This is a genomic window from Streptomyces sp. NPDC053432 (assembly GCF_055585365.1).
Genome location: NZ_JBVJKF010000004.1, coordinates 163,418 through 188,338 on the forward strand (window position 1 = coordinate 163,418; position 24,921 = coordinate 188,338).

Consider the following 24,921-nt stretch of genomic DNA (forward strand, 5'->3'; position numbering starts at 1 on the left):
TCAGCGGGCCGTGCGCAGCCCGTCGAAGGCCATGTGGACCACCGCGTCCGCGAGCTGGGTGTGGCTCGTGCCCGGGTGCGGGCGGTACCACTCGACCAGGGAGTTCACCATGCCGAAGAGCAGCCGGGTGGCGAGCCGGATGTCCACGTCCGCCCGCAGGTCGCCTTCGGCCGCGGCGGCCTTGAGGAGGTCCGCCACCTGGTGGTCGAACTCGCGGCGGCGCTCCAGCGCCCAGCGCTCGGTGCGGGTGTTGCCGCGCACGCGCAGCAGCAGCGTCACGTACGGCAGCTCCGAGACCAGCACCTCGACCGTGCGGCGCGTGACGTACTCGACGCGCTCGACCGCGCGGCCGCGGTCGGCGCCCGGCTCCTCCAGGATCGCGAAGAGGCCGTCGAGGGCGCGGCTGACGGCGCGGCGCAGCAGCTCCTCCTTGCCCGAGACGTGGTGGTAGATCGAGGACTTCGAGATGCCGGCCGCCTTGGACAGGTGCTCCATCGAGGTGCCGTCGTAGCCCCGCTCGTTGAAGACCTGGACGGCGACGGACAGCAGGGTCTCGGGCGTGTAGGTGTCCCGCTTGGCCGTGGTCACTGCGTCTCCCCCGTGTCGCCCGCCGTGTCGTCGTCCCCGTCCGCCTCGTAGCCCAGCTTGAACAGGGCGAGCGAGGGCGCGTACCGGCCGCCGGGACAGCGCTCGTCCAGGTGGTGCAGCAGGTCGTACGCCCAGTCCCGGCCGAGCCGGTCGTGCCATTCGGAGGGGCCCAGGGGGTAGTTGACCCCCAGCCGCATCGCCGTGTCGATGTCCTCGGCGGAGGCGACCCCGCGCGCGACGGCGTCGGCCGTCAGGTCGATCAGCATCGCGACGGTCCGGGCGACGATCATGCCGGGCACGTCGCCGATGACGGAGACCTGCTTGCCGAGCTTCTGGAAGAGGCCGACCGCCTCGGCGAGGGTGCGCTCGCTCGTGTCGGTGCTGGCGGAGAGCGCGATCCGGGTGGCGCCGCGGTAGTCGAGGGCGAGGTCGAAGTAGACGACGTCCGAGAACTCCACGGAGGTCTTGCCGTCGGCGAGTACGAGCTGGCCGTCGCCGGGCAGCTGGATGTACGGGCCCCCGTGCTCGGTGGAGTCGACCGCGATCCCGGCCTCCGCCATCAGCTCGGTCAGCTCCGCCGCGGGGCCGAGGTCGCCGACGACGGTGACCTTCTCCGGGGCCTCCTCCGGGCCGGCCGTGTGCGGGCCGGGCACCTGCGCGTCGGGGCCGTAGGGGTACCAGCCGTGCCCCGACTTGCGGCCGAGGCGGCCCGACTGGACCAGCCGGCGCTGCGAGAGGGACGGGGTGAACTTGGGGCTGCGGAAGAAGGACTCCCACACCGAGCGGGTCACGGCCTCGTTGACGTCCTGGCCGATCAGGTCGGTCAGCTGGAACGGGCCCATCTTGAAGCCGCCGCTCTCGCGGAGCACGGCGTCGATGGTGGCCGGGTCGGCGCCCTGCTCCTCGTGGACCGCGAAGGCCTCCGCGTAGAAGGGGCGGGCGATCCGGTTGACGATGAATCCGGGGGTGTCGGCGCAGCGGACCGGGGTCTTCCCCCAGCCGAGGACCGTGCGGTACGCGCGCTCGGCCGCGGCCGGGTCGGTCGCGAAGCCGCTGACGACCTCGACGAGCGGGAGCAGCGGGGCCGGGTTGAAGAAGTGCAGGCCGAGGAAGCGGCCGGGGTGAGCGAGCCCGGCGGCGAGCTCGGTGACGGAGAGGGAGGAGGTGTTGGTCGCCAGCAGCGCGTCCGGCGAAACCACCTCTTCGAGGGCTTTGAACAGCGCGTTCTTGACGGCGACGTTCTCGACGATCGCCTCGATGACGAGGGCGGCGTCGGCGAGGTCCGCGAGGGAGCCCGCGGAATCGATCCGGCCGGCCGCGTCCTCGGCCTCGGCGCGGTCGAGGCGGCCCTTGGCGGCCATGCGCTCGACGCGGTCCCGCACCATGGAGACGCCGTCGGCGGAGAGCGCGGCGTCGATGTCGTGGATCAGCACGCGGTGACCTGCGAGAAGGGCGACCTGGGCGATGCCCTGCCCCATGGTTCCCGCGCCGATGACCGCCACTGTGCGGGACCGCTCGATTGCTGTCATGTCCTGATCCTCCCGCACCGACTTATCCACAGGTCCGCCGGGCCCTCTTGTCCCGACCGATCGTTCGGTTACTCTAACTCCAGTCTGCTCACCTTCGCCCGGCTCAACGAGGAGTTGGTCCCTGATGGCCGCCGAGCTCACCGTCCCCCAGCTGTCCGCGCTCTCCGACCGGCACCGGCCCACCCTGGACCAGGCCCTGTCCGCGATCCGCAGCCGTGCCTACTGGTCCCCGCACCCCGAGCACCCCAAGGCGTACGGCGAGACCGCCCCCGCCGACGGGCTCGCCGCGTTCCAGGCCCTGAGCGGCACCCGGTTCGAGCTGGACCAGCCCGGCACCGACGGCTGGACCGGCGGCGAGGTGTCCCCGTACGGCCCGGAGCTCGGCGTGGAGTACCCGCACGCGGACATCGACGTACTGCTGCCCGCGATGAAGGCCGGCATGGGCGCCTGGCGCGACGCGGGCCCCGAGGCGCGCGCCCTGGTCTGCATCGAGATCCTCTCGCGCATCTCCGCCCGCACCCACGAGTTCGCGCACGCGGTCATGCACACCAGCGGCCAGGCCTTCATGATGGCCTTCCAGGCGGGCGGCCCCCACGCGCAGGACCGCGGCCTGGAGGCGGTGGCCTACGCGTACGAGGAGCAGACGCGGGTCCCCGCGCAGGCCGACTGGTCCAAGCCGCAGGGCAAGAAGGAGCCGCTGGAGCTCGGCAAGACCTTCACCGCGGTCCCCCGGGGCATCGCCCTGATGATCGGCTGCAACACCTTCCCGACCTGGAACGGCTACCCGGGCCTGTTCGCCTCCCTGGCCACGGGCAACGCGGTGCTGGTCAAGCCGCACCCGCGCGCCGTCCTCCCGCTGGCCCTGACGGTCAAGGTGGCCCGCGAGGTCCTCGCCGAGACGGGCTTCGACCCGAACCTGGTCGCGCTCGCCGTCGAGCGCCCGGGCGAGGGCATCGCCAAGACCCTGGCCGTCCGCCCCGAGATCAAGCTGATCGACTACACGGGCTCGACGGAGTTCGGCGACTGGCTGGAGGCCAATGCCCGCCAGGCCCAGGTCTACACGGAGAAGGCGGGCGTCAACACCGTCGTCATCGACTCGACGGACAACTACAAGGGCATGCTGTCCAACCTGGCCTTCGCGCTGTCCCTCTACAGCGGCCAGATGTGCACCACCCCGCAGAACCTGCTGATCCCGCGCGACGGCATCGACACCGACGCCGGCCACAAGACGTACGACGAGGTCGTCGCCGACCTCGCGGCCTCCGTCGGCGGCCTGCTGGGTGACGACGCCCGGGCCAACGCCCTGCTCGGCGCGCTGGTCAACCCGGACGTCAAGGCCCGCCTGGAGGCCGCGGCCGCCCTCGGCGAGGTCGCGCTGGCCTCCCGCGAGGTCACCAACCCCGAGTTCCCGGGCGCCGTGGTCCGCACCCCGGTGATGGTCAAGCTGGACGCCTCCAAGCCCGACCCGGAGGCCCCCTACCTCTCGGAGTGCTTCGGCCCGGTCTCCTTCGCGGTCGCGGTGGACTCCACGGCGGACGCCCTGGACCTGCTGCGCCGGACGGTGCGTGAGAAGGGCGCCATGACGGTCGGCGCCTACACCACCTCCGCGGACACCGAGCGGGCGATCGAGGAGGTCTGCCTGGAGGAGTCCGCGCAGCTCTCGCTGAACCTGACCGGCGGGGTCTACGTCAACCAGACCGCTGCCTTCTCGGACTTCCACGGCTCGGGCGGCAACCCCGCGGCCAACGCGGCCCTCTGCGACGGCGCCTTCGTCTCGAACCGCTTCCGCGTGGTGGAGGTCCGCCGCCAGGCCTGAGCGCCCGGGTGCCGGGCCGTGCCGGTGGCACGGCCCGGGACCCAGCCGGACGTTCCTCCGCTCAGCCGCGGACGAGGGCGACCAGGTCCGCGCGGCCCGACGCCGCGATGAGCGGCGCCTGGTCACGGGAGCCGGCGGCGAGGCTGACGCGCGCCGCGTTCACGGCCCGCACCACCGGATTGTCGGCCCCACCGGGCTCCTGCGACTTCGCGTGGAGCGCCTTCGGGTCCACGTAGTCGTACGTGTCGCCCCGGAGCCGTCGGGCGGAGATCTCGTCCTCGACGCGGCGCAGGTCCCGGGCGGCCAGGTAGTCGGCCTGGGAGATCCTCGCCCAGACGCCGGTGCCGCCGGTGATGAAGAAGTGGTTGGGCGAGCCGTTGGGGTTGAGGGCGCTGTTGTCGACCAGATAGGTGCGGCCGGACCGGACCGTCAGGTCCTTGCCGAACAGTTCGGCCCACCTGCCGCTCGACTTCCGCAGCAGCCCTTCCACGAACTCGCCGACCTCCACCGCCTCGGCGAGGATCGTCGCGTCCGCGACCGACGCGTGGAAGAGGCTGTTGAGCGCCACGGCGGCCGGGCTGCTGCCGCAGTGGCGGTAGGAGTGACGCTGCAGGGACATGCCCAGCCGGAGCGGCCAGGTGCCCTCCACGTCGACGTTGACGACGTTCCCGGTGATCGTTGCGGTGGCCATGGCGGGATCCCCCTCGCGGACGGCGGCTTCACGACACCATCACAGTGCGGGGGAGCTGTGGACGTCCCTTGAATGTCCACTGAACGAACTACCGCACGATTTCCCGCACGGCCTCCCGGGGACCACCCCAGTGGAAGAGGGTCATCGCGACGCTCGTCGCCAGGTTGTAGCTGGAGACCTGCGGCCGCATCGGCAGGGACACCAGGTGATCGGCGCGGGCGCGCAGCTCGGACGAGATGCCGTGGCGTTCCGAACCGAAGGCGAGCAGGGCGTCGTCGGGGAGGGTGAGGGAGCGGATGTCCTCCCCCTCGGGGTCGAGGGCGTAGAGCGGTCCGGGCGGCAGCGTGTCCAGCGTGATCCGCTCCACCGTGGTGGCGTAGTGCAGCCCGGCACCGGCCCGGACCACGTTCGGGTGCCAGGGGTCGAGGTCGCCGCGGGTCACGACGCCGGTGGCGCCGAAGCCGGCGGCGAGGCGGACGACCGCGCCGACGTTGCCGAGGTTGCGCGGGTTGTCGAGCACCACGACCGGCGCGGGCCGCGGGATCCGCCCGAGCCCGGCGAGGCCCTGCGTCCGGTCGGGCCGCAGGGCCAGTGCGGCGACGCCGGTGGGGTGCACGCGGGGCAGCAGCGTGCTGAGGTCGGCCCGGCGCACCAGCCGCGCCACGTCCGCCTCGACGTCCGGAGCCAGCTCGCGGGCCAGTGCCCGTACGGCGTCGGGGTCGTCGGCGACGGCCATCCGCACGTCGGCGCCGAAGCGCAGGGCGTGCTTCAGCGCGTGGAACCCGTCGAGCAGCACGAGCTCCCCGCCTCCGGCGGCCTCCCGCCATTCCCGCCCGACCTGCTGGACCCGGTGTTCCTCGCTCATGCCCCCGACCCTACGGCCCGCCCCGCCCCTTCCCGCCCCGCGGGGCGCCCTTGTCGGCCGCTGCGCGGGGCCGTCCCCTGCCCGCCCTTCCGCCGTTCCCCGGGGCTCCGCCCCGGACCCCGCGCCTCAAACGCCGGCGAGGCTGGATGTGCCAACCGTCCGGCGTCCGAGGACCTTTCCAACCCGTCCGGCGTTTGAGGACCGGGTCCGGGCGGAGCCCGGGGAACGGTGGAAGGGAGGGTAGGGGACCAGCCCCGCAGGGACCCCGGAGCCCGGTCAGCCGCCGCTCGTGCTCGGCGCCGGCTCCGCAGGAGCAAGCACGGGCTCCGGGGCCGCACGGCGCCGCACGGCCACCCGCGCGCCCACCCACACCAGGAACCCGGTCGGAAGGAACACCGCATCCGCGGCGATCATCGCCAACGAGAAGAACGGCAGCCCCAGCAGCACCGCGATCCCCGCATGCTCCAGCATCATCACGCCCAGCAGCACGTTCTTGATCCGCCGGTTGAACAGCGTGAACGGAAACGCCACCTGCGCCGCCACCGTCCCGTACGTCAGCAGCATCACCACCGTCCCGCTGCCCGCCAGCACTCCCGACAGGCCCGGCCACGGCGTGAAGTAGTCCAGCCCCAGCGGGTAGTACAGGGCCGTGCCGTCCTGCCACCGCGAGCCCTGGATCTTGTACCAGCCCGCCGTCGCGTAGATCAGGCAGACCTCCGCCATGATCACCAGCATCCCCGCGTTGTGCAGCAGGTTCGCCAGCACGTCCAGGACGGCCCGCGCCTCCCCCTCCGGCTCGTGGCGGTCCACGAGCCACCACAGCCCGCACATCACCCACACCGCCGCGAACGCCGCCAGCCACCCCGCGCCGAACCGCCCGGACGCCGCCCCGTACGCGTACACCGCGCCCAGCACGCCCCACAGCACCGGCCCGGCCGCGCCCGCCGTCGCCGAGCCGCGCCTGCGTGCCCGCCGCGCGTCCAGCGACCACACCTGCGCGCACCGGGTCAGAACCAGGTAGATCGCCATCAGGTGGATGACGTTGTCCCCGCCGTCGCCCATGAAGACGCTGCGGTTCTGCAGCGACAGCACGCCGACCATGAACACCACCGAGGTGGCCCTGGTCCGCCAGCCCAGCAGCAGGCCGGCGCTGGCCAGCACCGCGACCGCGTAGACGATCTCGAACCACACCTCGGAGCCGGACCACATGAGCACGCTGAAGGCACCGTTGGAGGCCGTCAGCCGCTGCGCGAGCGCCCAGCTCCACGGCCCGTCCGGCCCGTAGAGCTCACCCCGGTTCGGGAACTCCCGCAGCAGGAAGAACAGCCAGGTCCCGGCGAAGCCGATGCGTACGACGGCGCTCTGGTACGGGCCCAGTGCCCGCCCCGTGACCTGCTCCAGCCCCCTGGCCAGACCGGCTCTCAGACCGTCCACCACGGCAGCTCCCGGTAGTACGTCTGGGTGTCGGTGGTCTCGTCGCTCCACTTCGGCGCGGCCACCGCCGTCGTCGCCGAGCGCATCTGGATCCGCAGCAGGCGCCCGCCCGCGCGGTCCACCAGCTCCGGCGTCAGCCGGCCCACGGCGATCCGCCGCAGGTACTGCTCGGACAGCTCGCCCCGCTCCCCGTGCGGCCGGTTGTCCTCGTCGTGGGAGCCGGTGAAGAAGTCCCAGGCCCTGCGCAGCTCGTTCTGCTCGGTGTGGCTCGGCAGCAGACTGTGCCGGATGGCCGCGCCGTCCTCGGCGCTCAGGTCGCGCCAGTCGGTGGTGACCAGCTCGCCGGCGGCCGTGCGCACCTGGGCGCGCACCTGCACGGCGATGTTCTGCTGGAGCGGGTTGGGCGCGAAGAGCTTCCAGTTCTGCTCGAACTCGGGGTAGATCCATCCGTCGATCGTCCTGGCGTGCCGCTTGCTCAGCGTGTTGGACGGGGCGACGTGCAGGAAGACCAGCGCGAGGTGGGCGCAGGCGGCCACCGCCACGGCCCCCAGCGCGAGGGCGGCGACGACACGGAAGCGGGGGGAGAGACCGGCGATCCCAGGTGCCCGCGGGGGCACCGGAAGGGGTGGCTCGACGGCCCCTCCGGCGCTCTTCGGCTCGTACGAATCCATCCCGCCCCGATCGTCCGGCGTCACAGCGTCGGCCACAGAGGTTGACCACAGAGGTTGACACCCTACGGGCCGCCGTCTCACCATTGAAGAGCATGAACCGAACGATCGGTCGGTCGGGCGGCAGGACGGGCAGGACAGACACTGACGAGGGGCCGGGATGGTGGCAGTGACCCCGGAAACAGATCCGGGCATGACCGCACAGCTCGCGGCGGCGTTCGACGCGGCCGTGGCGGCGGAAGAGCGCGTGGAACCGCGCGACTGGATGCCGGAGGCGTACCGCAAGACCCTGGTCCGCCAGATGGCCCAGCACGCCCACTCCGAGATCATCGGCATGCAGCCCGAGGCGAACTGGATCACCCGCGCCCCCTCGCTGCGCCGCAAGGCCATCCTGATGGCCAAGGTCCAGGACGAGGCCGGCCACGGGCTGTACCTCTACAGCGCCGCCGAAACCCTCGGCACCAGCCGCGACGAGCTGCTCGACATGCTCCACGCGGGCAAGCAGAAGTACTCCTCGATCTTCAACTACCCCACCCTGACCTGGGCGGACGTCGGCGCGATCGGCTGGCTCGTGGACGGCGCGGCGATCACCAACCAGGTGCCGATCTGCCGCTGCTCCTACGGGCCCTACGCCCGCGCCATGGTCCGGATCTGCAAGGAGGAGTCCTTCCACCAGCGCCAGGGCTTCGAGCTGCTGATGGCCCTGTCCAAGGGCACCGAGGCCCAGCACGCGATGGCGCAGGACGCCGTGAACCGCTGGTGGTGGCCGTCGCTGATGATGTTCGGCCCGCCCGACGACGAGTCCTCGCACTCGGCGCAGTCGATGGCCTGGCGGATCAAGCGGCACTCCAACGACGAGCTGCGCCAGCGGTTCGTCGACATCGCCGTCCCGCAGGCGGAGGCCCTGGGCCTGACCCTGCCCGACCCGGACCTCAAGTGGAACGAGGAGCGCGGCCACCACGACTTCGGCGCCATCGACTGGGCCGAGTTCTGGGACGTCCTCAGGGGCAACGGCCCCTGCAACGAGCAGCGGCTCGGCCAGCGGCGCGCGGCCCACGAGGAAGGCGCCTGGGTGCGCGACGCAGCCGCGGCGTACGCGGGCAAGCAGGCGGCGAGGACCGCCGCGGAGAACGCACGGAACGCACAGAACGCACAGAACGACGTGGAGGCACGGGTATGACGCAGAACTGGCCCCTGTGGGAGGTGTTCGTGCGCTCGCGCCGCGGCCTCTCGCACACGCACGCCGGAAGCCTGCACGCCCCCGACGCGGAAATGGCCCTGCGCAACGCCCGCGACCTGTACACCCGCCGCAGCGAAGGCGTCTCCATCTGGGTGGTGCCCTCCACGGAGATAACGGCCTCCTCGCCCGACGAGCGCGACCCCTTCTTCGCGCCGTCCGCCGACAAGCCGTACCGCCACCCCACCTTCTACGACATCCCGGAGGGGGTGAGCCACCTGTGACCAGCACCGATGTCACGATGACGGCCGCGCTCGCCCTCGGCGACGACGCGCTGATCCTCTCCCACCGCCTCGGCGAATGGGCCGGACACGCCCCTGTCCTGGAGGAGGAGGTCGCGCTCGCCAACATCGCCCTCGACCTGCTCGGCCAGGCCCGCATCCTGCTCTCCATGGCGGGCGACGAGGACGAGCTGGCGTTCCTGCGCGAGGAGCGCTCCTTCCGCAACCTCCAGCTGGTCGAGCAGCCCAACGGCGACTTCGCCCACACCATCGCCCGCCAGCTCTTCTTCTCCTTCCACCAGCACGAGCTGTACGGGGAACTGGCGCGCGGCGACGGCCCGTTCGCGCCGCTGGCGGCCAAGGCAGTCAAGGAGACCGCGTACCACCGCGACCACGCCGAGCAGTGGACCCTGCGCCTGGGCGACGGCACCGAGGAGAGCCACGCCCGCATGCAGGCGGCGCTGGACGCGCTGTGGAAGTTCACCGGGGAGATGTTCCAGCCGGTGGAAGGAATCGACGGCGTGGACTGGGCCGCCCTGGAGCAGCGCTGGCTGGCCGCGGTCGCGGATGTCGTGGAGCGGGCCGGGCTCGCGCTGCCGGCAGGACCGCGCACCGGCGCCTGGGCGGCCGGCGCCGGACGCCAGGGCCTGCACACCGAGCCGTTCGGCCGGATGCTCGCCGAGATGCAGCACCTGCACCGCAGCCATCCGGGGGCGTCGTGGTGACCCGGGCGGCGTCCGGGGCCGACACCGCGACGAGCCGCCTGGAGGCCGAACTGGCCGCCCTGGCCGGATCCGTGCCGGATCCGGAGCTGCCCGTACTCACCCTCGGGGAGCTCGGCGTGGTCCGCGGCGTGCGCATGCACGAGGACGGCCACGCCGAGGTCACCCTCACCCCCACCTACACCGGCTGCCCGGCCATCGAGGCCATGTCCGCCGACATCGAGCGGGCCCTGACCGGCCACGGCATACCCGAGGTGCGGGTGACCACGGTGCTCTCCCCCGCCTGGTCCACCGACGACATCAGTGCCGAGGGCCGCCGCAAGCTCGCCGAGTTCGGCATCGCCCCGCCCCGGCCGCACGCGGCAGGCGGGCCGGTCCCGCTCACCCTGTCCGTCCGCTGCCCGAACTGCGGATCGACCGACACCGAGCTGCTCAGCCGGTTCTCCTCCACCGCGTGCAAGGCGCTGCGCCGCTGCGCCGCCTGCCGCGAACCGTTCGACCACTTCAAGGAGCTGTAGATGGCCGCACCCCGCCACGGCGCGTTCCACCCGCTGACGGTGGCGGCAGTCGACCGGCTCACCGACGACTCGGTGGCCCTGACCCTGCGGGTTCCCGGGGAACTGCGCGAGGACTACCGGCACGCCCCCGGCCAGCACCTGACCCTGCGCCGCACCGCCCCCGAGGGCGGCACCGAGGTCCGGCGCACCTACTCGATCTGCTCCCCCGCCCCGGTACCGGACGGCCCGGGCCCGGAGCTGCTGCGGGTCGGGGTGCGGCTGGTGGAGGGCGGCGAGTTCTCCACCTTCGCGCACAAGGAGATCGCCGCCGGGGACGTGCTGGACGTGATGGTCCCGGCCGGCCGCTTCGTACTGGACCCGGCCGCCGCCCCGGCCGCCGGGCACTACGCCGCGATCGTGGGCGGCAGCGGCATCACGCCGGTGCTGTCGATCGCCGCCTCGCTGCTGGCCGCCCGGCCCGACGCCCGCTTCTGCCTGGTCCGCAGCGACCGCACCGCGGCGTCGACGATGTTCCTGGAGGAGGTCGCCGACCTCAAGGACCGCTACCCGTCCCGCTTCCAGCTGGTCACGGTCCTCTCCCGCGAGGAGCAGGAGGCCGGACTGCCGTCGGGCCGGCTCGACGAGGAGCGACTGGCCGGCCTGCTGCCCGCACTGCTGCCGGTGGCCGAGGTGACGGGCTGGTTCCTGTGCGGCCCGTACGGGCTGGTGCAGGGCGCCGAGCGGGCCCTGGCCGCGCTGGGCGTCGCCCGGACCCGGGTGCACGAGGAGATCTTCCACGTCGAGGACACCGCCGGCCCGGTCCGCACCGCGGCTGCGACCGCCGCCTCCCACGTGCGGGTCACCGCCCGGCTCGACGGCCGCTCCGGCACCTGGCCGGTGCAGGGCGGCGAATCCCTCCTCGACGCGGTGCTCCGCAACCGCGCGGACGCGCCGTACGCCTGCAAGGGCGGTGTCTGCGGCACCTGCCGGGCGTTCGTGGTCTCGGGCGAGGTCACGATGGAGCGGAACTTCGCGCTGGAATCCGAGGAGACCGAGGCCGGTTTCGTCCTGGCCTGCCAGTCCCACGCGGTGACCGAGGAAGTGGAGATCGACTTCGACCGCTGAGGCACCACCCGCCCGTCCCCCTGTGCAATTACAGGAACCTGTTCTATCTTGACGCACCGTCAGACCGAACGGATCCGGTGCGCGCACGGGAGGACAGGCAGTGGACTTCACCTTCACCGAGGAGCAGCAGGCGGCCGTCGAAGCGGCCCGGGCCGTGTTCGCGGACGTCGCGGCCGACGGCGTGCCCAGCCCCGCGCTCACCCCCGGGGCCGTCGCCGACGACTTCGACCGGCCCCTGTGGGCCAGGCTCGCCGGATCCGACCTGCTGAGCCTGGTCCTCCCCGAGCAACACGGCGGCGCCGGCCTCGACGCCATCGCCCTGTGCCTGGTGCTGCGCGAGGCGGCAAAGGTGCTGGCCCGCGTACCGCTGCTGGAACACTGCGCCACCGCCATGGCCGTCCAGGCCCACGGCAGCCCCGAACTCACCGCCGCCCTGCTGCCCGGCGCCGGCAACGGCACACTCGTCCTGACCGTCGCCGCCCACGGCCGCTCCGGCCACGACCCGGCCGAACTCGCCGTCACCGCCCGCCGGGAGGGCTCCGACTGGGTCCTGGACGGCACCCAGACGGCCGTCCCCTGGGCGCAGAGCGCCGACTGGATCGCCGTACCGGCCCACACCGGCGAGGGGGACGCGGTCCTCGCGCTCGTCTCCCGCACCGCCGACGGCCTCGCACTCGCCGAACAGGTCTCCACCAACGGGGAACGGTTCGCCGAACTCGCCCTGGACGGCGTCCCAGTGGCCGCCACACACCTCATCGACGCCCCCGGCGCCTGGGAGGCGCTGCGCCGGCTCCTGGCCACCGGGACCTGCGCCCTCGCCCTCGGACTCGGCGAGAGCGTCCTGGCGATGACCAGCCAGTACACCGCCAAGCGCGAACAGTTCGGCTTCCCGGTGGCCACCTTCCAGGCCGTCGCCGTGCAGGCCGCGGACCGCTACATCGACCTGCGGGCCATGGAGGTCACCCTCTGGCAGGCCGCCTGGCGCCTCGAGGCGGCCACGGCCGGGGCGGGCGGCCCGCTCCCGAGCTCCGGTGACGTCGCGGTAGCCAAGATCTGGGCCTCGGAGGGCGTACGCCGGGTCGTACAGACCGCCCAGCACCTGCACGGCGGCTTCGGCGCCGACACCGACTACCCGCTGCACCGCTACCACGCCTGGGCCAAACAGCTGGAACTCCAGCTCGGCCCGGCCGCCGCGCACGAGGAGGCCCTGGGCGACCTCCTGGCCGCCCACCCCCTCGCCTGACGGACCTGCCTACAGCACGAAGGCCGGGTTCCCGCTGTCCGTCACCATCGGGCGCCCGACACCTTCCCAGGCCTGCATTCCGCCGTCGATGTTCACGGCGTCGATCCCCTGGCGCACCAGGTACTGGGTGACCTGCGCGGAACGCCCGCCCACCCGGCACATCACATGCACGCGGCGGCCGTCCTCGACGGCCTCCGTCAGCTCGCCGAAACGGGCCACGAAGTCGCTCATCGGGATGTGCAGCGCACCCTCGACATGCCCGGCCGCCCATTCGTCGTCCTCGCGGACGTCCAGGACAAAGCCTTCGGCGGGCACCGCGGCAGCGTCCACCGAGGGAAGCGGTCCGAAGTTCATACGTCGCCTTCTCTCATCACAGATCCGACTTCCAACCTATCCGACGCCCTGAAGATCCAACCCCCGCCAACTCCAGCCCCGCCGGCGTTTGCGCCGCCCGCGGGGCACATCCAGCCCCGCCGGCGTTTGAGGCGCGAGGTCTGGGGCGGAGCCCCAGGAAGCCGGGCGCAGCCCGGCCCGCCCACCGTCCCCGGTCAGCCCGCGGCGGCGGCGAGCTCGGCGGCCAGCTCCGCCTCCCGCTCGGATACCTGCGCGAGCAGCTGCTCCGCGATCTCCTCCAGCAGCCGGTCCGGGTCGTCCGGGGCCATCCTCAGCATGGACCCGATCGCACTGTCCTCCAGCTCCTTGGCGACCAGCGCCAGCAGCTCCTTGCGCTGCGAGAGCCACTCCAGCCGCGCGTACAGCTCCTCGCTCTCACTCGGCGCCTGCGGCGCGACCGCGGGCCCGGCCGCCCATTCCTCGGCCAGCTCGCGCAGCACCTTCTCGTCGCCCCGCCCGTACGCCGCGTTGACCCGCGCGATGAACGCGTCGCGCCGCTCCCGCTCGGTCTCGTCCTGGGCGAGGTCGGGGTGGGCCTGGCGGACCAGCTCGCGGTACAGACGCCGCACCTCCTCCGTCGGCCGCACCCGCTGCGGCGGCCGCACGGGCTGATCGGTGAGCATCGCGCCCGCGTCGTCGGAGATCCCTTCCGAGTCCATCCAGTCGTGGAACAGCTCGTCCACCCCCGGCATCGGCATGACCAGCGAACGCGCGTCCCGCGCCCGCCGCAGATCCTCGGGATCCCCGGTACGGCCCGCCTTGGCCTCGGCGATCAGCGCGTCCAGCTCGTCCAGCCGCGTGTACATCGGGCCGAGCTTCTGGTGGTGGAGGCGGGAGAAGTTCTCCACCTCCACCCGGAAGGTCTCCACAGCGATCTCGAACTCGATCAGCGCCTGCTCGGCGGCCCGCACGGCCCGCTCCAGCCGCGCCTCGGGCCGCTCGTCGGCGGTCTGCTCAGGCTGCTCGATGTGCTCACTCACCCGGCCAGCCTACGGCGATGTTTCACGTGAAACACCACCCTGTGCGCACGGGTGCGGTGCCGCGCAGATCGCGGTGCCTGCCGCGGCGGCCGGCGCGGTCCCGCGGCGCCCGGACCCGCCCGACCGGCTACCCGCCAGACGCAGGCACCCACCCGGACCACCAAGCGCCCACGCCAGGCACCCACCCGGACCACCAAGCGCCCACGCCAGGCACCCACCCGGACCACCAAGCGCCCACGCCAGGCACCCACCCGGACCACCCAGCGCCCCCGCCAGGGACCCCCGCCGTCCCGGCAGGCCCGCCCAGCGCGCCCACCCCGCCCAGCCCGCCACGAGGGCCCCGCCACCCCACCCGGCCGCCGCCGGGGGCCCGGCGCGGCACCCTCACGGAGCGTCGTGCGCGCCGCCGCGAGGCGCCCCCATCCGAACCACCCGGCCCGCCGCCAGGCGCCCCGTCAGACGCCCAGTTCCGCCGCGATCCGCCCGCTGCGGATACCCGCCAGCAGATCCGCGTGGTCGGCCTCCGTGCGGTCCGCGTAGGCCACCGCGAACGCGGCGACCGCCTCGTCCAGCTCGTCGTTCTTGCCGCAGTACCCGGCCAGCAGCCGCGGATCGGCGCTGTGCGCGTGCGCCCGGGCCAGCAGCGCGCCCGTCATCCGCGCGTAGTCGTCGATCTGGTCGACGGCCAGCGCGGCCGGGTCCACGCTGCCCTTGCGGTTGCGGAACTGCCGCACCTGGTACGGCCGGCCCTCCACCGTGGTCCAGCCGAGCATGATGTCGGAGACCACCTGCATCCGCTTCTGCCCGGCCACCACCCGGCGCCCCTCGTGCTCCACCGGCACCGTCTCGAAACCGGCCGGCAGGTGCGGCAGCAGCACCGACGGCCGCGCCTCCTTCACCTGGAGCACCAGCGGCTCACCCCGGTGGTCCAGCAGCAGCACCACGTACGAACGCGTGCCCACGCTCCCGGTCCCCACCACCCGGAACGCCACGTCGTGGATCGTGTAGCGGGCCAGCAGCGGCAGCCGGTCCCCCTGGAGCGTGCTCAGGTACGGGCCCAGCGAGGCCGCCACGGCCGCCGCCTCCCCGTCCCCGACCCTGCGCAGTACCGGCAGCGCGTCCACGAAGCGGCGGCCGCCGTCCGGGCCGATCTCCGTCGACTTGGCCGCGAACCGGGCCGAGGTGTTGTTGCGGGCCTTCTCGGAGACCCGCTCCAGCGTGCCCAGCAGATCGCGGGCATCGGTGTGCGAGACGAGCTCCTCGTCCGCGATCGCGTTCCACGCGTCCAGCGCCGGCAGCTTCGCCAGCAGCCGCATGGTCCGCCGGTACGCGCCCACCGCGTCCAGCGCAGCCGCCCGGCAGGTGTCCTCGTCCGCGCCGGCCACCCGCCCGGCCAGCACCAGCGAGCTCGCCAGCCGCTTCACGTCCCACTCCCACGGACCGAACACGGTCTCGTCGAAGTCGTTCAGGTCGATGACGAGCCGCCCGCGCGCGTCCCCGTACAGGCCGAAGTTGGCCGCGTGCGCGTCACCGCACAGCTGGGTGCCTATGCCGGTCACCACGCCGCCGGACAGGTCGTGCGCCATCAGCCCGGCCGCGCCGCGCAGGAAGGCGAAGGGGTTCGCGGCCATCCGGCCCACCCGTATCGGCGTCAGCTCGGCGACCCGCCCCGCGTTGGACTCCTCCACCGCCCGCACGGCGTCCGGCCGCCCGGCGGGGGCCTCGAAGCGGGCGTGCGCCGACCGCGGCACCCGGCTCCGCAGCGCCTTGCCCTCCTCCTTGGGCGAACCCGCCGCCACCTTCGGCCCGAAGCCCGCCACCACCGGTATCCGCTGACCGGCAACCGTCGAAACCGCAGCCATGCGCGCCGCCCCCACCCATCACCTGTGCATTGATCGCTACCAGAACGGGCTGAACCGTATCTACAGCCCGGCGTCCCTGGCCAGCAGCGCCGCCTGAACCCGGTTGTCGCAGCCCAGCTTCGCCAGGATCCGGCTCACGTACGTCTTCACGGTCGCCTCGCTCATGTGCAGCCGCCGGCCCGCGTCCGCGTTCGACAGGCCCTCCCCCAGCAGCGCCAGCACCCCGCGCTCCCGGTCGCTCAGCTCCGCCACCCGCCGCCGCGCCTCCTCACCGCGCCCTGCCGCCGTCCCCGACGCCAGCTGGTCCACCACGTGCCGGGTCGCCGCCGGCGAGAGGTACGCGTCCCCGGCCGCGGCCGCGCGCACCGCGCCGATCAGCTCGCCCGGCGCCGAGTCCTTCAGCAGGAAACCCGCGCCGCCCTGGCCCAGCGCCCGCAGTACGTTCTCCTTCTCCCCGAAGGTGGTCAGGATCAGCGCCCGCACCTGCGGCACGGCCCGCCCCAGCTCACCCAGTGCGGTCAGCCCGTCCAGCACCGGCATCTGGATGTCCAGCAGCACCACGTCCGGCAGGTGCGAACGGGCCAGCTCCACCGCCTCCCTGCCGTTCCCCGCCTCCGCGACGACCTCGATGTCCGGTGCCGAGGTGAGGATCATCCTGATCCCGGCCCGGATCAGCGGCTCGTCGTCGGCGATCACCACTCTGATCACTTCGGCTGTCACCCGCACTCCTACTGCTTGACCTCGTAGACCTGCTTGTCCACGAGCTTGCCGTCCTTGAAGCAGAACCGGAAAACGGTGTCGGTGGTCAAGTTCCCCTGCGGCTCGGTCGACAGCAGCGTCAGACAGCTCGAACCCTCCGGCCGCGGCGGCCCCTTGCGGTCCAGCCCCTGCGTCAGCACGGTGGCCCCGTCGGGCAGCCGGCCCCGTACCGCCTGCTCGGACTCGCCCGTCCTCACGGCGTCGAACTCCGCCCGGTCGATCATCGCCTCGTTGGCCGATCCGACCAGGAGCACCAGCCCGGCGCCGAGCACGATCACCAGCAGCACCACCGCGGCCACCGCGATCCCGCACCCCATGGCGACGCCCCCGGACCGGCCGCGCACCTTCACGGCCAACTCCCGGTCCACCGCGTCCCAGTCCATCGGCGGCATGCTCCTGGGAGCCCGCGCCCCCCACAGCCCCCGCGCCTGCGCCTGCTGCCCGAAGTCGTCGGCCACCTCCCCGGCCCCGGCCGGCTCCTCCTCGACCCCGGCCGGCCCCGCCCCGTACGGCAGCACCCCGGCCACCCGGAACCCGCCGCCCTCCGCCGGGCCCGCGTGCACCATCCCGCCGACCAGCCGCGCCCTCTCCCGCAGCCCCGTCAGCCCCTGCCCGCCCGACACCACGTCACCGGCCCCCGGCCCGGCCGCCGGCCCGTTGGCGATCTCCACCACCAACGAGTCGTCCTCGTAACGCAGTTCCACCGTGATCGGCGCCCCCGGAGCATGCTTGTACGCGTTCGTCAGCGCCTCCTGCACGATCCGGTACGCCGCGTGGTCGCAGGCCGCGACCAGCGCCCTGGGCTGTCCCGACGTGGTCAGCCGTACGTCCGTGCCCGCGACCCGCGCGGCCTCCACGACCCCCTCGATCCCGGCCACCCCGCGCGCCGCGGGCTGGGCCGCCTCCTCCACGGGCAGCGGCGCCTCCACCCCGTCCCGCAGGATCCCGACGACCTCGCGCAGTTCGTGCATCGCCGCCACCGACGCCTGCCGCAGCACCCCCACCGCCTCGCGCTGGCGGTCGGTCAGCTTCGGGTCCACCTCCAGCGCACCCGTGTGCACGGAGATCAGAGCCAGCTGGTGCCCCAGGCTGTCGTGCATGTCCTGCGCGATGCGCTGCCGCTCGCGCAACCGCGCCTGACCTGCGACCATCGCCCGCTCGCGCAGCAGTTGGCCGTTGCGCTCCTGCAGGGCCTGCAGCAGCGTCCGGCGCTGCGACCAGTACCGGCTCGCCAGGCCCGGCATCAGCGTGATCACCAGGAACATCAACGTGGAGAAGACCAGCACCAGCAACGGCCGCATCTGCGACCACTGGTCCCACACGCTGAGCCCCACCGCCGCGAGGAAGGCCAGCGTGAACGCGGCCAGCGCCCGGCCCACCCCCACGATCCGGCGCCCCGCGGACCAGCCCAGCAGCACCGTCACCAGGAACGCCCCGGGCAGTACCGCGCCCGCCGCCGAGCCCACCACGAGCGTGGTCCCCGGCAGCCTCCGCCGCAGCAGGGTCAGCACCGCCACGACCACCACCGACAGCGCCATCCGCTGCCCGGACCCCTTGTCGAGCTCCTCGACTCCCAGACCGAGCACGCCCATCACGACGACGAGGGCCAGATCACCCGCCAGCATCCGCGGCGTCCAGGGGCCGGGCCCCGTCAGCCAGTCCCAGCCCGCCCGCGCCTTCGCCTTCACATCCACGCGCCGACCCTAGACACCCGGGCCTCCGCCCGGCCGCCCTCTTTCGTCGCACCCCGTCCGACGAAAGTCGGATCCGCCCCGGCGACGTGTCCTGGATCACCTTCCCCGCGAAGACGGATGAAGACGGATGACGAAAGAGAACGACGGAACGACGGGACGGCCGCGCCTGACCCGGGAAAACACGAAACGGCCGCCACCGCTTTCGCGATGACGACCGTTTCGCCGATGTGGGCGAGGGGGGATTTGAACCCCCACGTCCCGAAGGACACTGGCACCTGAAGCCAGCGCGTCTGCCGTTCCGCCACTCGCCCGAGCAGCGTCCCAGTGGTTCTTCCCTTTCGGGCCGTTCCCCTGGCGACGTCGAAACATTAGCACGTCGGACGGGGTGGATTCACATCGCTTTCCCCGGACCCCCGCACCCCGCCGTGGACATCCCCTCCCGCAGTCCGCTCCCGGTGCGGGACACTGTCCTCGGGCCGCCCCTACGATCCCTTGTGAGGACCAACACTCGTCCGCACAGGACCGATGGGGAACCAGCCGAATCCGCCACGCGTGGATACGATCAGTAAGCAGTACAGGGCGACAACGACGGAGGAGGTGCCCCATGGGAGTCCTGAAGCGGTTCGAGCAGCGACTCGAAGGTCTGGTGAACGGCACCTTCGCCAAGGTCTTCAAGTCCGAGGTCCAGCCCGTGGAGATCGCCGGCGCCCTCCAGCGCGAGTGCGACAACAACGCCACGATCTGGAACCGCGAGCGGACCGTCGTCCCCAACGACTTCATCGTCGAACTCAGCGCCGGCGACTACGACCGCCTGAGCCCCTACTCCGGCCAGCTCGGCGACGAGCTCGCGGGCCTCGTCCGCGACTACGCCAAGCAGCAGCGCTACAGCTTCATGGGCCCCATCAAGGTCCACCTGGAGAAGGCCGAGGACCTCGACACCGGCCTGTACCGGGTCCGCAGCCGCACCCTCGCCTCCAGCACCTCCCAGCCGCAGCCCCAGGCCCCGCAGGGCCAGCAGGGCGGCTACGGCTACCCCCCGGTCGCCGCCCCGCCGATGCCCGCAGGCCCGCCCCCGGGCGCCCCGCGCAGGCCGGCCGCGGGCGCACCGGCCCCCGTACCCGCCACGGGCGCCCCGCGGCGCCACTGGATCGAGATCAACGGCACCCGCCACCAGATCTCGCGCCCCACGCTCGTACTCGGCCGAAGCACCGAAGCCGACGTGCGGATCGACGACCCCGGCGTATCCCGCCGGCACTGTGAGATCCGGACCGGAACGCCCTCGACGATCCAGGATCTCGGGTCCACCAACGGCATCGTGGTGGACGGGCAGCACACCACCCGCGCTACGCTCCGCGACGGCTCGCGGATCGTCGTGGGCAGCACCACCATCATTTACCGGCAAGCCGAAGGGTGAAGCGGGGGCAATGTCAGAGCTGACCCTGACGGTCATGCGGTTGGGTTTCCTGGCCGTTCTGTGGCTGTTCGTCATCGTGGCCGTACAGGTCATCCGCAGCGACCTGTTCGGAACGCGAGTGACCCAGCGCGGCTCCCGCCGCGGCGGGAACACCGGCGCGCCCGCGCAGTCCGGCGGACGCCAGACGGCTCCGCCGCAGCAGCGCCAGCGCCGCGGGGCGCCCACCAAGCTCGTGGTCTCCGAGGGCACCCTCACGGGCACCACCGTGGCCCTCGCCGGACAGACCATCACGCTCGGCCGCGCCCACGACTCCACGATCGTGCTGGACGACGACTACGCGTCCAGCCGCCATGCCAGGATCTATCCCGACCGGGACGGACAGTGGATCGTCGAGGATCTCGGGTCCACCAACGGCACGTATCTCGACCGGACCCGCCTGACCACCCCGACGCCCATTCCGCCGGGCGCCCCGATCCGCATCGGCAAGACCGTCATCGAGCTGCGGAAGTAGTACGAGAATGAGCGAGCGGAGCGAGCGCGCTGCGGCGATCCGTCCCACCGAGGACACGGACACGCGCGCGCTCCCGACCGGAGGGTGGGCAGTGTGGCTCGAGACCGGTTGTACCCGGAGCCGACCGGCGAGGTGCGCATGAGTCTGTCCCTGCGGTTCGCCGCCGGATCGCACAAAGGCATGATCCGCGAGGGCAACGAGGACTCCGGCTACGCCGGACCCCGCCTCCTCGCGATCGCCGACGGCATGGGCGGCCAGGCCGCCGGCGAAGTCGCCAGCTCCGAGGTGATCTCCACCCTCGTGCAGCTCGACGACGACGTCCCGGGCTCCGACATCCTCACCTCCCTCGGCACCGCCGTGCAGCGCGCCAACGACCAGCTGCGCCTCATGGTCGAGGAGGACCCCCAGCTCGAAGGCATGGGCACCACCCTGACCGCGCTGCTGTGGACCGGCCAGCGCCTCGGCCTCGTCCACGTCGGCGACTCCCGCGCCTACCTGCTGCGCGACGGCGTCCTCACCCAGATCACGCAGGACCACACCTGGGTGCAGCGCCTCGTCGACGAGGGCCGCATCACCGAAGAGGAAGCCACCACCCACCCGCAGCGCTCCCTGCTGATGCGCGCGCTGGGCAGCGGCGACATCGTCGAGCCCGACCTCTCCATCCGCGAGGTCCGCGCCGGCGACCGCTACCTGATCTGCTCCGACGGGCTCTCCGGCGTCGTCTCCCACCAGACCCTGGAAGAGACCCTCGCCGACTACCACGGCCCCGGCGCCACCGTGCAGTCCCTCATCCAGCTCGCCCTGCGCGGCGGCGGCCCCGACAACATCACCTGCATCGTCGCCGACGTCCTCGACACCGACAGCGGCGACACCCTCGCCGCCCAGGTCAGCGACACCCCCGTCGTCGTCGGCGCGGTCGCCGAGAACCAGCACCAGCTCTTCGACGGCGGCAACGCCATGCAGAGCGCGGCCGGCCGCGCCTCCGGCCTCGGCCGACAGGCCCCGCCCCCCACGGGCTCCTTCGGCCCCCCCGGCAGCGGCGAGGGCCCCGGCTACGGCTACCCCGACCAGGGCCGGCCCGCCCCCGGCGGCGGCGCGTACGGCACCTTCGGCGAAGCCGACGCCTACAACGGCGACTCCGGCTACGAGGACACGTACGACAAGCCCCGCAGCAGGCGCCGCGGCGGCAACGGCCGCAAGTGGGCCACCCGCACCCTGGTCCTGCTGATCGTCGCCGGCGTCGTCGGCGGCGGCGTCTACGCGGGCTGGCGCTGGACCCAGAACCAGTACTACGTCGGCGTCAAGGGCGAACACGTCGCCCTCTTCCGCGGCATCAGCCAGAAGCTCGGCCCGCTGGAGCTCTCCAAGGTGGAGACCGACCGCCCCGACATCGAACTGAAGTACCTCCCGCCCTTCAAGCGCAAGCAGGTCGAGACCGGCATCAGCGAGGAAACCCTCCCGGGCGCCCGAGAGAAGATCGACGAACTCGGCGTCCAGGTCTCCGCCTGCCAGAAGGACGAAAAGCGCCGCAACGCCGAGGCGCAGAACCAGACACCCGGCACCGACACCACGCTGACTCCCCAGGAGCAGCAAGTGGTCGGCCTGTGCGGCAAGCAGTAGACACCCGCGGGCACAGGGGGCCTGCCACACCATGAGCGTTGTCACCAACACGACCACCATCGGAGCCATCGAGCTGCCGAGCCGGCGCAACACCGAGCTCCTGCTGCTCGGCTTCGCCGTGGTCATCCCGATCTTCGCCTACGCCAACGTGGGCCTCGCGATCAACGGCAAGTTCCCCCCCGGGATGCTGCTCTACGGCCTCGGCCTCGGCGCCCTGGCCGGGATCGCGCACCTTGTCGTACGCCGCTACGCCAAGTACGCCGACCCGCTGCTGCTGCCCCTGGCCACCCTCCTCAACGGGCTGGGCCTCGTACTGATCTGGCGCCTGGACCAGTCCGAGCGCCTGCAGAACCTCGCCAAGCGCTCCTTCGGCGGGTTCACCGAGTCCGCGCCCCGCCAGATGATGTACACGGCGCTCGCGATCGCCCTGTTCGCCGGCGTCCTGCTGGTCCTCAAGGACCACCGCGTGCTCCAGCGCTTCACGTACATCTCCATGGTGGTCGCGCTGGTCCTGCTGATCCTGCCCGTCATCCCGGGTCTGGGCGCCGACGTCTTCGGTGCCAAGATCTGGATCAGCGTCGGCGGCTTCTCCATCCAGCCCGGTGAGTTCGCCAAGATCGTCATCGCCGTCTTCTTCGCCGGCTACCTCATGGTCAAGCGTGACGCCCTGGCCCTGGCCAGCCGCCGCTTCATGGGCCTCTACCTGCCGCGCGGCCGCGACCTCGGCCCCATCCTGATGATCTGGGCGATGAGCCTGCTCGTCCTCGTCTTCGAGAACGACCTCGGCACCTCGCTGCTCTTCTTCGGCATGTTCGTGATCATGCTGTACGTGGCCACCGAGCGCACCAGCTGGATCGTCATCGGCCTGCTCATGAGCGTCGGCGGCGCCGCCGTCGTCGGAGCCACCGCCAGCCACGTCAAGGCCCGCGTCACCGCCTGGCTCGACCCCTTCGCCTGCTACGGCACCTCCGGCGCCTGCGAGCAGGTCGGCCAGTCGATCATGAGCTTCGGCTCCGGCGGAGTCCTCGGCACCGGCTGGGGCCAGGGCAACTCCGACCTCATCGGCTTCGCCGCCAACTCCGACTTCATCTTCTCCACCGTCGGCGAGGAACTCGGCCTGACCGGCGTGATGGCCTTCCTCCTGCTCTACGGGCTCATCATCGAACGCGGCGTCCGCACCGCCCTCGCAGCCCGCGACCCCTTCGGCAAGCTCTTCGCCATCGGCCTCTCCGGCGCCTTCGCCCTCCAGATCTTCGTGGTCGCCGGCGGCGTCATGGGCCTCATCCCCCTCACCGGCATGACCATGCCCTTCCTCGCCTCCGGCGGCTCCTCCGTCCTCGCGAACTGGGCCCTCATCGGCATCCTCATCCGGATCAGCGACACCGCACGCCGCCCCGCCCCGGCCCCCGCCCCGTCCCCCGACTCCGAGATGACCCAGGTGGTCCGCCCGTCATGAACAAGCCCCTGCGCCGCATCTCGCTGTTCTGCGGGCTGCTCATCCTCGCCCTGCTGATCCGGACCAACTGGCTCCAGTACGTCCAGGCCGAGGAGCTCAGCACGCGCAAGGAGAACCGCCGGGTCCAGATCGCCCAGTACGCCACCGAACGCGGCAACATCATCGTGGGCGGCCAGCCCATCACCGGCTCCGCGGTCACCGACGGCAGCGACTACAAGTTCAAGCGGACCTACCTCGACGGCCCCCTGTGGGCACCCGTCACCGGCTACGCCTCCCAGGCGTTCGGCTCCACCCAGCTGGAATCCCTCGAGGACGGCATCCTCACCGGCAACGACGACCGGCTCTTCTTCGACCGCACCATCGGCATGTTCACCGGCGAGAAGAAGGCCGGCGGCAACGTCGTCACCACGCTCAACCCCGCCGCCCAGAAGGCCGCCTACGACAAGCTCGGCAACAAGAAGGGCGCCGTCGCCGCCATCGACCCGCGCACCGGCGCCATCCTCGCCCTCGTCTCCACCCCCTCGTACGACCCCTCCCGCTTCGCCGGCAACTCCAAGGCCGACGGACAGGCCTGGAACGAACTGAAGGACAGCGAGGACAAGAACCTCGTCAACCGCGCCCTGCGCGAGACCTACCCGCCGGGCTCCACCTTCAAGGTCGTCACCGCCGCCGCCGCCCTGGAGAACGGCGTCGTCTCGGACATCAACGCCCCGACGGACACCCCCGAGCCGTACATCCTGCCCGGGACCAAGACCCCGATGGTCAACCACGCCAACGGATGCGAGAAGGCCAGCATCAACGAGGCCCTGCGCGTCTCCTGCAACTCCGTCTTCGCCAACATGGGCGACAAGGTGGGGCGGGACAACATGGTGAAGACCGCCGAGAAGTTCGGCTTCAACAACAGCAAGATCGACATCCCGGTCCGCGCCTTCGGGAGCGTCTACGACAAGACCATGGGCAAGGACGGGAACGCCCTGAGCTCCATCGGCCAGTTCAACACCGCGGCCACCCCCCTGCAGATGGCCATGGTCGCCGCCGCCGTCGCCAACGACGGCAAGCTGATGAAGCCCTACATGGTCGACCAGCTCACCGCGCCCAACCTCGACATCATCGAGAAGCACGAGCCGCAGGAGATGAGCCGGCCCATCTCCGCGGAGAACGCCCAGAAGCTCCAGCAGATGATGGTCAACGTCGTCGAGAACGGCACCGGCACCACCGCCAAGATCAAGAACACGGTCGTCGGCGGCAAGACCGGTACCGCCCAGCACGGCGAGGGCAACAAGAAGCGCCCGTACGCCTGGTTCATCTCGTACGCCGAGAACCCCGACCACACCTCGCCGGTCGCCGTCGCCGTCGTCATCGAGGACAGCAGCGCGGACCGCGAGGACATCTCCGGCGCCGGCCTCGCCGCCCCGGTGGCGAAGGTCGTCATGGAAGCCGTGCTGGGCAGCGGCAAGGGGTGACGGGCGGGGCCGGGTACCACACAAGAGTCGCAAGAGGCACCACGGATGTGATCCGGATCATAATTTCCGCCCGGATCCGAGCGTACGGTACCGGTCCAGTATCAGCCTGTGGCCGCGAACCGATCACAGACGA

At 72.2% G+C, this 24,921-nt stretch carries 23 protein-coding genes and 1 tRNA gene; 12 read left to right on the forward strand and 12 right to left on the reverse strand.

The genetic code is table 11. The features are described from left to right. Together ACZ6Y1_RS09045 and ACZ6Y1_RS09050 are read right to left on the reverse strand one after the other, a co-directional pair. Complete coding sequence (locus ACZ6Y1_RS09045) at positions 1-588, reverse strand: TetR/AcrR family transcriptional regulator (protein ID WP_469625202.1); 588 nt, start codon at positions 586-588, stop codon at positions 1-3. Next, on the reverse strand, positions 585-2,117 hold the full coding sequence (locus ACZ6Y1_RS09050) for a 3-hydroxyacyl-CoA dehydrogenase (RefSeq protein WP_469625204.1): 1,533 nt from the start codon (positions 2,115-2,117) through the stop codon (positions 585-587). The genes ACZ6Y1_RS09045 and ACZ6Y1_RS09050 overlap by 4 nt, the downstream gene beginning before the upstream one ends. A 124-nt stretch (positions 2,118-2,241) precedes the next feature. Here ACZ6Y1_RS09050 and paaN point away from each other — a divergent pair, with 124 nt between their 5' ends. Next, positions 2,242-3,933, forward strand: a complete 1,692-nt coding sequence (gene paaN, locus ACZ6Y1_RS09055) for a phenylacetic acid degradation protein PaaN (protein WP_469625206.1) — start codon at positions 2,242-2,244, stop codon at positions 3,931-3,933. Positions 3,934-3,994: 61 nt separating this feature from the next. Here the strand turns inward: paaN and ACZ6Y1_RS09060 are convergent, their stop codons facing one another. From ACZ6Y1_RS09060 to ACZ6Y1_RS09075, 4 genes are all read right to left on the reverse strand, one after another. After that, positions 3,995-4,624 carry a hypothetical protein gene (locus ACZ6Y1_RS09060; RefSeq protein WP_469625209.1) on the reverse strand — a complete coding sequence of 210 codons (630 nt, stop codon included), beginning with the start codon at positions 4,622-4,624 and terminating at the stop codon, positions 3,995-3,997. Between the two features lie 88 nt (positions 4,625-4,712). Continuing rightward, entirely contained in the window at positions 4,713-5,489 is a 777-nt protein-coding gene (locus ACZ6Y1_RS09065; RefSeq protein ID WP_469625211.1) for a TrmH family RNA methyltransferase, read from the reverse strand. A gap of 276 nt (positions 5,490-5,765) precedes the next feature. Then, a complete protein-coding gene (locus ACZ6Y1_RS09070) occupies positions 5,766-6,926 on the reverse strand; it encodes an HTTM domain-containing protein (RefSeq protein ID WP_469625213.1) in 1,161 nt (386 codons plus the stop codon). Continuing rightward, entirely contained in the window at positions 6,911-7,594 is a 684-nt protein-coding gene (locus tag ACZ6Y1_RS09075) for a DUF5819 family protein (RefSeq protein ID WP_469625215.1), read from the reverse strand. The genes ACZ6Y1_RS09070 and ACZ6Y1_RS09075 overlap by 16 nt, the downstream gene beginning before the upstream one ends. A 190-nt stretch (positions 7,595-7,784) precedes the next feature. On the opposite strand from ACZ6Y1_RS09075, the gene paaA reads away from it, so the two are divergent. The 6 genes from paaA to ACZ6Y1_RS09105 all read left to right on the forward strand — a co-directional run bounded on the left by paaA (position 7,785) and on the right by ACZ6Y1_RS09105 (position 12,636). Then, entirely contained in the window at positions 7,785-8,771 is a 987-nt protein-coding gene (gene paaA / locus ACZ6Y1_RS09080) for a 1,2-phenylacetyl-CoA epoxidase subunit PaaA (protein WP_469625217.1), read from the forward strand. Continuing rightward, positions 8,768-9,052: a 1,2-phenylacetyl-CoA epoxidase subunit PaaB gene (gene paaB / locus ACZ6Y1_RS09085; RefSeq protein WP_384757985.1), complete on the forward strand. Its 285-nt coding sequence runs from the start codon at positions 8,768-8,770 to the stop codon at positions 9,050-9,052. The genes paaA and paaB overlap by 4 nt, the downstream gene beginning before the upstream one ends. Before the next feature lie 17 nt (positions 9,053-9,069). Then, on the forward strand, positions 9,070-9,774 hold the full coding sequence (paaC, locus tag ACZ6Y1_RS09090) for a 1,2-phenylacetyl-CoA epoxidase subunit PaaC (protein WP_469625734.1): 705 nt from the start codon (positions 9,070-9,072) through the stop codon (positions 9,772-9,774). Beyond that, positions 9,768-10,289, forward strand: coding sequence for a 1,2-phenylacetyl-CoA epoxidase subunit PaaD (gene paaD, locus ACZ6Y1_RS09095; RefSeq protein WP_469625220.1), 522 nt, complete (start codon positions 9,768-9,770; stop codon positions 10,287-10,289). Before paaC ends, paaD begins: the two co-directional genes overlap by 7 nt. After that, a complete protein-coding gene (locus ACZ6Y1_RS09100; RefSeq protein ID WP_469625222.1) occupies positions 10,290-11,393 on the forward strand; it encodes a 2Fe-2S iron-sulfur cluster-binding protein in 1,104 nt (367 codons plus the stop codon). A 100-nt stretch (positions 11,394-11,493) separates the two neighbouring features. Then, a complete protein-coding gene (locus ACZ6Y1_RS09105) occupies positions 11,494-12,636 on the forward strand; it encodes an acyl-CoA dehydrogenase family protein (protein WP_469625223.1) in 1,143 nt (380 codons plus the stop codon). 9 nt (positions 12,637-12,645) lie between these two features. Here the strand turns inward: ACZ6Y1_RS09105 and ACZ6Y1_RS09110 are convergent, their stop codons facing one another. The 6 genes from ACZ6Y1_RS09110 to ACZ6Y1_RS09135 form a co-directional block, all read right to left on the reverse strand. Further along, a complete protein-coding gene (locus tag ACZ6Y1_RS09110) occupies positions 12,646-12,990 on the reverse strand; it encodes a rhodanese-like domain-containing protein (RefSeq protein ID WP_469625227.1) in 345 nt (114 codons plus the stop codon). Between the two features lie 194 nt (positions 12,991-13,184). Next, positions 13,185-14,009: a hypothetical protein gene (locus tag ACZ6Y1_RS09115; RefSeq protein ID WP_469625229.1), complete on the reverse strand. Its 825-nt coding sequence runs from the start codon at positions 14,007-14,009 to the stop codon at positions 13,185-13,187. Between the two features lie 455 nt (positions 14,010-14,464). Then, complete coding sequence (locus tag ACZ6Y1_RS09120) at positions 14,465-15,871, reverse strand: DUF2252 domain-containing protein (protein WP_469625231.1); 1,407 nt, start codon at positions 15,869-15,871, stop codon at positions 14,465-14,467. Between the two features lie 60 nt (positions 15,872-15,931). Next, positions 15,932-16,591 carry a response regulator gene (locus tag ACZ6Y1_RS09125; protein ID WP_469625233.1) on the reverse strand — a complete coding sequence of 220 codons (660 nt, stop codon included), beginning with the start codon at positions 16,589-16,591 and terminating at the stop codon, positions 15,932-15,934. Between the two features lie 8 nt (positions 16,592-16,599). Continuing rightward, positions 16,600-18,324, reverse strand: a complete 1,725-nt coding sequence (locus tag ACZ6Y1_RS09130) for a sensor histidine kinase (RefSeq protein WP_469625236.1) — start codon at positions 18,322-18,324, stop codon at positions 16,600-16,602. Positions 18,325-18,552: 228 nt separating this feature from the next. Further along, a tRNA-Leu gene (locus ACZ6Y1_RS09135) sits at positions 18,553-18,635 on the reverse strand. A gap of 293 nt (positions 18,636-18,928) precedes the next feature. Between ACZ6Y1_RS09135 and ACZ6Y1_RS09140 the strand changes: the two genes are divergently transcribed. The 5 genes from ACZ6Y1_RS09140 to ACZ6Y1_RS09160 all read left to right on the forward strand — a co-directional run bounded on the left by ACZ6Y1_RS09140 (position 18,929) and on the right by ACZ6Y1_RS09160 (position 24,788). Further along, positions 18,929-19,738, forward strand: coding sequence for an FhaA domain-containing protein (locus ACZ6Y1_RS09140; protein WP_469625238.1), 810 nt, complete (start codon positions 18,929-18,931; stop codon positions 19,736-19,738). Positions 19,739-19,748: 10 nt separating this feature from the next. Next, positions 19,749-20,249 (forward strand): FHA domain-containing protein FhaB/FipA, encoded by a 501-nt coding sequence (locus tag ACZ6Y1_RS09145; protein WP_469625241.1) that lies wholly within the window; start codon positions 19,749-19,751, stop codon positions 20,247-20,249. Between the two features lie 138 nt (positions 20,250-20,387). Further along, positions 20,388-21,869: a PP2C family protein-serine/threonine phosphatase gene (locus tag ACZ6Y1_RS09150; RefSeq protein ID WP_469625243.1), complete on the forward strand. Its 1,482-nt coding sequence runs from the start codon at positions 20,388-20,390 to the stop codon at positions 21,867-21,869. A 31-nt stretch (positions 21,870-21,900) separates the two neighbouring features. Beyond that, positions 21,901-23,325 (forward strand): FtsW/RodA/SpoVE family cell cycle protein, encoded by a 1,425-nt coding sequence (locus ACZ6Y1_RS09155; protein ID WP_469625246.1) that lies wholly within the window; start codon positions 21,901-21,903, stop codon positions 23,323-23,325. Beyond that, on the forward strand, positions 23,322-24,788 hold the full coding sequence (locus ACZ6Y1_RS09160; RefSeq protein ID WP_469625248.1) for a peptidoglycan D,D-transpeptidase FtsI family protein: 1,467 nt from the start codon (positions 23,322-23,324) through the stop codon (positions 24,786-24,788). Before ACZ6Y1_RS09155 ends, ACZ6Y1_RS09160 begins: the two co-directional genes overlap by 4 nt. Positions 24,789-24,921: the final 133 nt, after the last annotated feature.

Coding starts and splice junctions, on each gene's coding strand:
- ACZ6Y1_RS09050 (WP_469625204.1), bottom strand. CDS start 2,117: ATGACAGCAATCGAGCGGTCCCGCACAGTGGCGGTCATCGGCGCGGGA.
- paaN (WP_469625206.1), top strand. CDS start 2,242: ATGGCCGCCGAGCTCACCGTCCCCCAGCTGTCCGCGCTCTCCGACCGG.
- ACZ6Y1_RS09060 (WP_469625209.1), bottom strand. CDS start 4,624: ATGGCCACCGCAACGATCACCGGGAACGTCGTCAACGTCGACGTGGAG.
- ACZ6Y1_RS09065 (WP_469625211.1), bottom strand. CDS start 5,489: ATGAGCGAGGAACACCGGGTCCAGCAGGTCGGGCGGGAATGGCGGGAG.
- ACZ6Y1_RS09075 (WP_469625215.1), bottom strand. CDS start 7,594: ATGGATTCGTACGAGCCGAAGAGCGCCGGAGGGGCCGTCGAGCCACCC.
- paaA (WP_469625217.1), top strand. CDS start 7,785: ATGACCGCACAGCTCGCGGCGGCGTTCGACGCGGCCGTGGCGGCGGAA.
- paaB (WP_384757985.1), top strand. CDS start 8,768: ATGACGCAGAACTGGCCCCTGTGGGAGGTGTTCGTGCGCTCGCGCCGC.
- paaC (WP_469625734.1), top strand. CDS start 9,070: ATGACGGCCGCGCTCGCCCTCGGCGACGACGCGCTGATCCTCTCCCAC.
- ACZ6Y1_RS09100 (WP_469625222.1), top strand. CDS start 10,290: ATGGCCGCACCCCGCCACGGCGCGTTCCACCCGCTGACGGTGGCGGCA.
- ACZ6Y1_RS09110 (WP_469625227.1), bottom strand. CDS start 12,990: ATGAACTTCGGACCGCTTCCCTCGGTGGACGCTGCCGCGGTGCCCGCC.
- ACZ6Y1_RS09120 (WP_469625231.1), bottom strand. CDS start 15,871: ATGGCTGCGGTTTCGACGGTTGCCGGTCAGCGGATACCGGTGGTGGCG.
- ACZ6Y1_RS09140 (WP_469625238.1), top strand. CDS start 18,929: ATGGGAGTCCTGAAGCGGTTCGAGCAGCGACTCGAAGGTCTGGTGAAC.
- ACZ6Y1_RS09145 (WP_469625241.1), top strand. CDS start 19,749: ATGTCAGAGCTGACCCTGACGGTCATGCGGTTGGGTTTCCTGGCCGTT.
- ACZ6Y1_RS09150 (WP_469625243.1), top strand. CDS start 20,388: ATGAGTCTGTCCCTGCGGTTCGCCGCCGGATCGCACAAAGGCATGATC.
- ACZ6Y1_RS09155 (WP_469625246.1), top strand. CDS start 21,901: ATGAGCGTTGTCACCAACACGACCACCATCGGAGCCATCGAGCTGCCG.
- ACZ6Y1_RS09160 (WP_469625248.1), top strand. CDS start 23,322: ATGAACAAGCCCCTGCGCCGCATCTCGCTGTTCTGCGGGCTGCTCATC.